General features: G+C 36.9%; 7 protein-coding genes. All 7 read left to right on the top strand.

The window, feature by feature from the left end; translation table 11 throughout:
* Positions 1-940: M1 family aminopeptidase (locus Q0L68_RS12805; RefSeq protein ID WP_296703754.1), on the top strand; the 940-nt coding region annotated here is incomplete at its 5' end.
* Between the two features lie 112 nt (positions 941-1,052).
* Positions 1,053-2,528, top strand: coding sequence for an acyl-CoA synthetase (locus Q0L68_RS12800; RefSeq protein ID WP_296703752.1), 1,476 nt, complete (start codon positions 1,053-1,055; stop codon positions 2,526-2,528).
* A 6-nt stretch (positions 2,529-2,534) separates the two neighbouring features.
* Positions 2,535-2,891, top strand: a complete 357-nt coding sequence (gene madL / locus Q0L68_RS12795; RefSeq protein ID WP_296703749.1) for a malonate transporter subunit MadL — start codon at positions 2,535-2,537, stop codon at positions 2,889-2,891.
* 5 nt (positions 2,892-2,896) lie between these two features.
* Positions 2,897-3,655: a malonate transporter subunit MadM gene (gene madM / locus Q0L68_RS12790; RefSeq protein ID WP_296703747.1), complete on the top strand. Its 759-nt coding sequence runs from the start codon at positions 2,897-2,899 to the stop codon at positions 3,653-3,655.
* Between the two features lie 121 nt (positions 3,656-3,776).
* Positions 3,777-6,239, top strand: coding sequence for a TonB-dependent receptor (locus Q0L68_RS12785; protein ID WP_296703745.1), 2,463 nt, complete (start codon positions 3,777-3,779; stop codon positions 6,237-6,239).
* Positions 6,240-6,253: 14 nt separating this feature from the next.
* On the top strand, positions 6,254-6,823 hold the full coding sequence (locus Q0L68_RS12780) for a helix-turn-helix domain-containing protein (RefSeq protein ID WP_296703743.1): 570 nt from the start codon (positions 6,254-6,256) through the stop codon (positions 6,821-6,823).
* A 31-nt stretch (positions 6,824-6,854) separates the two neighbouring features.
* The gene (locus Q0L68_RS12775) at positions 6,855-7,439 is read left to right on the top strand and encodes a Crp/Fnr family transcriptional regulator (protein WP_296703741.1); all 585 of its coding nucleotides are present in this window, start codon (positions 6,855-6,857) and stop codon (positions 7,437-7,439) included.
* Positions 7,440-7,579: the final 140 nt, after the last annotated feature.

The raw sequence follows: 7,579 nt of genomic DNA, 5'->3' as shown, positions 1-7,579 counted from the left end.
AGAAACTTATCCAGGCGAAAAAGGGCCTTTGGATATGGACTATTATGTGCTGAGAGAAAATCTTGAAAAAGCTAAAAGCCAGTTTAAAGATGCCCCAAAAATGATGGAAGCTTTTGAACATTGGTTTGGCCCTTATCCTTTTTATGAGGACAGCTACAAATTGGTTGAAGCTCCTTATTTGGGAATGGAGCACCAAAGTTCGGTTACCTATGGAAATAATTTTGCCAATGGATACCTTGGAAGAGACCTTAGTGGAACTGGCTGGGGACTTAAATTTGACTTTATCATCATTCATGAATCCGGACATGAGTGGTTTGCCAATAACATTACCTACAAAGATGTAGCTGACATGTGGATTCATGAGAGTTTTACAGCATATTCAGAAAATCTGTTTTTGGACTATTATTATGGTAAAGAGGCGAGCAGTGATTATGTCTTAGGAACCAGAAAAAACATCAATAATGACAGCCCAATTATTGGTCCATACGGGGTAAATCAAGAAGGTTCTGGGGACATGTATTATAAGGGTGCAAACATGCTTCATACCATTCGCCAAATTGTCAATGATGATGAAAAATGGAGAATGATTTTGCGTGGACTGAATGAAGAGTTTTATCATCAGACAGTTACTAGCAAACAAATTGAAAGTTATATTAGTGAGCAGGCTGATGTGAACCTTTCCTCCGTGTTTGATCAATACCTTAGAGACATAAGAATTCCAATATTCAGTTATTACATTGAGGGCAATAAACTCAACTTCCGATGGGAAAACTCTATACAGACTTTTTCTATGCCTGTTAAAGTCACACTCAAATCTGGAGATGAACTTTGGCTTCAACCAACGACCCGCTGGTCTAGTGTTGAACTTTCCAATACGGATATCGAATTAAAAGTTGATCCTAACTTTTATGTGGGATCTTTAAATATTTTGGGAAAATAAGCCAAACTCTAGTCCACATTATTACTAAAAGATATAAGCGGGATACAACAATTTAAATTTCTTATTAGAACCATATTTCGTTTTGAAGTCATAATTCACAAACTAATATCCGATGCTCCAACTCATAGAAAATGCAAAATCAAACCCTTTAAAAACTGCTATAGTTGAAGAAAAAAAATCCTTTTCCTATCAAAATCTTTTAGACAGAAGTGAAGAAATTGCTTCTTTTTTATTGAATGATAAAAGTGATCTCGAGGAGGCTCCAGTTGCATTTATGGTCTCTCCTGGTTTTGAATATGTCGCTGTACAATGGGCAATATGGAGAGCTGGAGGTATTGCTGTTCCGCTTTGTATCACCTATCCACTCCCCTCTCTACAATATGTTATTGAAGACACTAAAGCTTCAATTATTTTAGTTGGAAACGAATATGTAGAAACTTTAAAAGTTTATCAAGAGGATTCCTCCAAACTGTTTTCTTCCACTTCTGAGATTTTTGACCAAAAGTCTAAACCTCTTCCGGAAATTGAAAAATCTAGGGGAGCAATGATTCTTTACACATCCGGCACTACTTCTCTTCCCAAAGGCGTTTTAACAACTCATTCCAACATAGAATCTCAAATTTCTACATTGGTGAATGCCTGGGAATGGAGCTCCGAGGATTACATCCTTGAGATATTACCGCTCCATCATGTGCATGGTATTATCAATGTTCTTTGTTGTGCACTGTGGTCTGGAGCGACTGTAGAATTCCTAAATCAGTTCAGTGCCAAAGAAGTATTTAAGATCTTCCTTCAGGGAAATCTTAACGTATTCATGGCGGTACCAACTATTTATTTCAAGTTGATTTCAGAATGGGAAAAGCTTCCAAAAGAAGAACAGCAAAAACTCGGACAGGCTATGGCTTCTTTCCGGTTGATGGTCTCAGGATCAGCAGCTCTTCCAGTGTCAGTAATGGAACAATGGAAAGAAATTTCTGGTCATTATTTACTCGAGCGCTACGGAATGACCGAAATTGGTATGGCAGTCAGCAACCCTTACAAGGGAGAAAGAAGGGCAGGTTATATTGGCAAACCGCTTCCCGGTGTCAAACTAAGAACCGTAGATGAAGATGGGAATCTGGTTAAAGTTGGTGAGGCCGGTGAGATTCAGATCAAAAGTCCTTCTGTCTTTAAAGAATACTGGGGCAAACCCGAGGCAACTTCCAAAAGCTTCACTCAGGACGGATGGTTTAAAACCGGTGATATTGCTGTTTTTGAAGATGGCTACTATCGAATCTTGGGTAGAGACTCCATCGATATCATTAAATCTGGAGGTTATAAAATTTCTGCACTTGAGATAGAAGAAGTATTGAGAAAATATCCAGAAATCAAAGATTGTGGCGTAGTTGGGATTCCGAATGAAGAATGGGGAGAACTAGTTGTGGCAGCATTGGTTGTAGAAAATGAATTTGACACTGATCTATTAAATATTTGGATAAGAGAACGAATGCCAGCTTACAAGACGCCTAGGAAATACATTTTCATTTCTGATTTGCCAAGGAATACCATGGGCAAAGTGACCAAAAACGAATTGAAAAAGCTTTTTTGAAAACCTATGATCATATACGGATTAGCATTACTCTCTTTTTCTTACCTCTTAGGTCAATGGCTGGGTGAACTCTTGGGTAGAATTCTCGGCATTAATTCCAATGTGGGAGGTGTAGGCTTTGCGATGTTGATTTTAATGCTTTTAAAAGAACTATTTGAACGAAAAGGCTGGTGGAAAGAAGAATCCATCCAAGGAATTGATTTTTGGAATAAAATGTACATTCCAGTAGTTATAGCAATGGCAGCAAGCTTAAATGTTAAATCTGCCATTTCAAGTGGTAATTTGGCCATCCTAGTCGGAATTCTTCCTGTCGTTTTAGGCTTCCTATTTTTTCCATTTTTACTCAAAAGATTTAAGCAATAAATATCATGGAGGAATTGCTTAAAGTAATTGACAAAAATGGCTTGATCGTTGGTTTCCTATGCATTGGAATTTTGACATTGGGATCCAATTGGCTTTCTAAAAACCTATTAAAATCCAGAATTCCCGGTTCAGCGATCGCTATCTTTTTAGGATTGGTCTTAGGATATTTTGGAGGATTTTTCACCGGAGGAGACAAAGGAATAGCTGACATAGAAATTTTCAATGGAATCGGGATTTTAGGAGGTTCCATGTTCAGAGATTTTGCAATCGTGGCTACAGCACTTGGGGCAAGTTATCTTCTGGTCAAAAAATCAGGAATTCTTGGAATGGTTTCTTTGGTTTTTGGCATTTTGATTTTCTTTATTTCCGGAGTTGTTGTGGCATTTATTTGGGGCTATCGAGACCCTATTGATCTTTGCACCATAGGTGCGGGAGCTTGTACTTATATTGTCGGACCGGTCACAGGTGCTGCTTTAGGAGCCAGTTCGGAAGTAATCGCTTTAAGCATTGGTGCTGGATTAATCAAAACCATAGCTGTCACCATTTTTACTCCCATTTTCGCAAAAAAAATCGGTTTGCAATCTCCTGGTTCAGCCATGGCATTTGGAGGGATGATGGGAACATCCTCAGGAGTTGCTGCAGGATTAGCTGCTACAGACCCAAAATTGGTTCCATATGGAGCAGTAACTGCTACATTTTACACTGGTTTAGGCTGTTTACTCTGCCCCAGTTTATTTTATTATTTGATTACTCTGCTTCTTTAATGACGAGGGTTCTTTCAAGTAAATTCCTAAAAACATCAACTTTTAATATTCGAATTCCAGTTATGGAATAAAAAATTATTATTAAATCAAACATCCTTATTTTTGATATAAATCAAAATAGATGAGGCCCTATATTCTAGCTATTTTTTTAATCCTTTGCACCAATTGGTTACAGGCACAAAGCCAATTGATGGGCGTGATTCATGATCGTGAGAGTCAAGTTCCGATGGAGTTTGCAAGCGTGGCAGTATATCAAAGTGGAGACAGTACTTTAGTCAATGGAGGTATTACTGACCCAAACGGTACTTTCATAATTAAGGAATTAAAAGAAGGAGATTATTATTTACTGATTACCTACATAGGGTACACAAGTGAAACTATCCCCTCTTTTTACCTTGGAAAAAGAGAGAACAAAAACCTTGGCGTTCTAACAATCTCACCTGCTCAGGAATTACTTGAAGGAGTAGAAGTCGAAGGGCAAAGAATTAGCACCAATTTCACTTTACAAAAGCAAAGTTACGCAGCTGAAAATTTCCAGGCAGCACAAGGAGGTACAGCAACAGATATTCTTAAAAATCTTCCTGGAGTGGCAATCAATGGAGAAGGTCAAATTTCGATCAGGGGAACTAGCGGATTTGTAGTCATGATCAATGGGAAACCAGTTCAATCTGACCCAATGATGATTCTAAACCAGCTACCTGCCAACAGTGTAGAAAAAATAGATTGGATATCATCCCCATCAGCCCAGTACGATTCTGAGGGGAAATCTGGAATGATCAATGTGATTACCAAGTCAGGAACGACAGATGGTCTGTATATGCAATTCAATTCTAAACTTGGCCTTCCTCCTATCGAAAATTATGGAAATGCGGAAAGAGCCAAACGTTATGGAGCAGATTTCAATCTAAACTATCTCAAAGGAAAGTGGGATATTTCTGTTGGTGCAAGTTTCCAAAGAAATGACATTGCAGGAAGAAGAGTTGGAGATGTTAGGACTATTTCAGGGGATACCACCACATATTTTCCTTCAGAAGGAGAAAGAAGCATCGATGAAAAAACCTATTCTGGAAGGTTTACTATTGGATATAGTCCAAACAAGAAAAGTTCATTTAGCTTGGGTTTTTATGGGGCAGTAAGGGATAAACTAAGGACTGCTGATATTTTATATTTTGATAATCATGCAATAGCAAATGGCCAAGAACTATACAATTTTCAATATTTCAACGCGAATAATCAAAGTCGACGAGGGGATGTAGTTCTAGGAAGTTTAGATTATTCTCACAGCTTCGAAAATGAATCTAAGATAAGTACCTCTTTTCTTTATGAGTATAGTATGCTTGGTGGTCCCACTTCCAATTTGAATTTAGGGTATCCGGATTTATCTATTGTTTACCAAGAAGAATACAACACCAATGATAATCCTTTAAATGGAATCCGATATAATCTGGACTACACTTTCAAACCGATGAGTATTGGACAATTACTCGCTGGTTACCAATTTAGAAGTTTGGATCATAAGGGGGATTTTCTTTACCAAAGAAAAAATAATGAGACTGGCGAATATGAATTGGTACCGGAGTTTTCCAGCAATGTGGAGCTTAAAAGAAATATTCATGCAGGATATATTCAGCTGGATAAAGAGTTCGAAAAATTAAGCTATGGAGTTGGTCTGCGACTGGAAACTATGGACCGAGACTTTGATTTGGAAGACAAAGCAGGAATAGTTGACACTGTCTATCAGTACGATTTTATCCGCCCTTTTTTTAGTGCAAATTTAGGTTATCAACTTAAGGAAGGCTTACAACTGAAAGCGAATTTCAGCCAACGGGTGGAGCGCACTACCACATTTAAAATGAATCCTTTCCCTGAACGGGAACATAGTGAAACTTTAGAACAAGGAGATCCTAACTTACTTCCCGAATTCATCAATCAAGTTGAATTGGGAATTATTAAAACTTGGGATGCATCAAGTTTTTATGCTACAGCCTACCATTCTAGCGTAAAAAATCTAGTCAATCGGGTAAATACTGTTTACAATGACACAATTCTAAATCGAATCTATTCTAATGTGGGAACCGGAAAATCAACCGGTATCGATATAGGCCTTGAAATCTTCCCCACTTCTTGGTGGAAAGTTTTCGGTGGGTTTAACCTCTATCGCTTTACTATCAAAGGCGAATTTGACGAACGTCCTGTAAATACGGCAAGTTGGGTCTATTCTATCAACATCAATACTACATTTACCTTATCTAAATCATGGAGTATTCAAGGTACATTAAACTACCTTTCTGATCGAGTAACTGCACAAGGTGAAGATTCAAGATTTTACACTCCAAGCATTGTCATAAAAAAAACTTGGATGGATAGCCGATTATCTGCGAACCTGATCTGGCAAAACATTGATATGGGATTATTGAAAACCAATGAGCAAAGAATCACCACTTATCGAGATGGTGAATTTTATACAACCACCAACTATATACAGGAAGTGGATATGATCATTTTGAACCTTTCTTACACCCTTAATCGTTCCAAAAACAAAGCTAAATTCGTGAAAAGTGAATTTGGAGAAAAGGAATTCTAAGAATAGATCCCAAGATGGAATCAAAAGAAATTTTAATCAAAAACATGGTTTGTCCACGATGTATTCAAGCGGTAGAAAATAGCTTGAACAAATTGGGATTGGAATATCACAAGGTGGAATTAGGTAAGGCTACTTTAGCCCATGTCCTCAATGATTCTCAGGAAAAAATTCTTTCTACTAGTCTTAGCGACCAAGGTTTTGAACTATTAAAAGGTGAAAAATCAGCACTGATTTCGCAAATCAAATCTTTATTGATTGAACAAATCCATTTTTCTGATCATTCACTCTTGACAAACTATTCAACTTTTTTATCCAAGAAACTGAATCATGATTATGCTTATTTAAGTAGACTTTTTTCCTCAGTGGAGGGTATTACAATAGAGAAATTCATCACGAAGCAGAAAATTGAAAAAGTAAAAGAACTTTTAATTTATGACGAATTGACTTTATCAGAAATCGCTTTTCAGATGGACTATTCGAGCGTGGCGTATTTATCCACCCAGTTTAAAAAGGAAACAGGAATGACTCCTTCAGAATTTAAAAAGGACAAAGGTCAAAGTAGAAAAAGCCTGGATAAAATTTAGAATTGGATAGTCCAAATTCTTACATTTAATCATGTCTCTACCAAATGCAACTCCATCACTTTTTACCTATTTCAATAGTATACAAAAAATATCTTCTAATGCAGAAGAAGCTTTAAAAGCAATTTCTTTCTTAATAGAAACTCCAAAGAACAAACATGTTCAGGAAATAGGACAAACTTGCCGAACCTACTATTTTGTCACTGCCGGGTTAGCAAGAATTTATTATCTAAAAGATGGAATCGAAGTAACAGAATACTTTGCTTTTGAAAATGACATGATTATCCGAGCTGAAAGTCTTTTTACTGGAAATCCAAGCAAAAAAGCAATTCAGGCAATTGAGAAAACAAAATTGATTGGAATTCCAGCTTCAAAGCTGGAAATTCTTTTTAATTCATTTCCAGAAATAGAAAGACTTTTTAGAAAAATCATGGAAGCTTCCTATGTGTCATATGTCAATAGAATGGAAAGCCTCCAATTTCATAGTGCTGAGGAAAGATACATTCAACTGATAAGTGATTTTCCAGAATTATTGGAAAAAATCCCATTAAAACACATTTCATCTTATTTGGGCATCACTCAAGTAAGCCTTAGCAGAATCAGAGCCAATATTCGATGATTATTTAACAAATGTAAAAGGATCGGAATATGGGATGAAAGACCTTTGTACAAAATCATAAGTTTTTGTCCAACAAAATATTAGGTCTCAAAGAAAACTGGAAGCAATTTCTAATATTGGTGATTGTCAATGCATTGGTT

Origin of the sequence: Algoriphagus sp. (genome assembly GCF_024642405.1) — a bacterium.
GTDB lineage: Bacteria > Bacteroidota > Bacteroidia > Cytophagales > Cyclobacteriaceae > Algoriphagus.
This window is presented reverse-complemented; position numbering and strand designations above follow the sequence as displayed.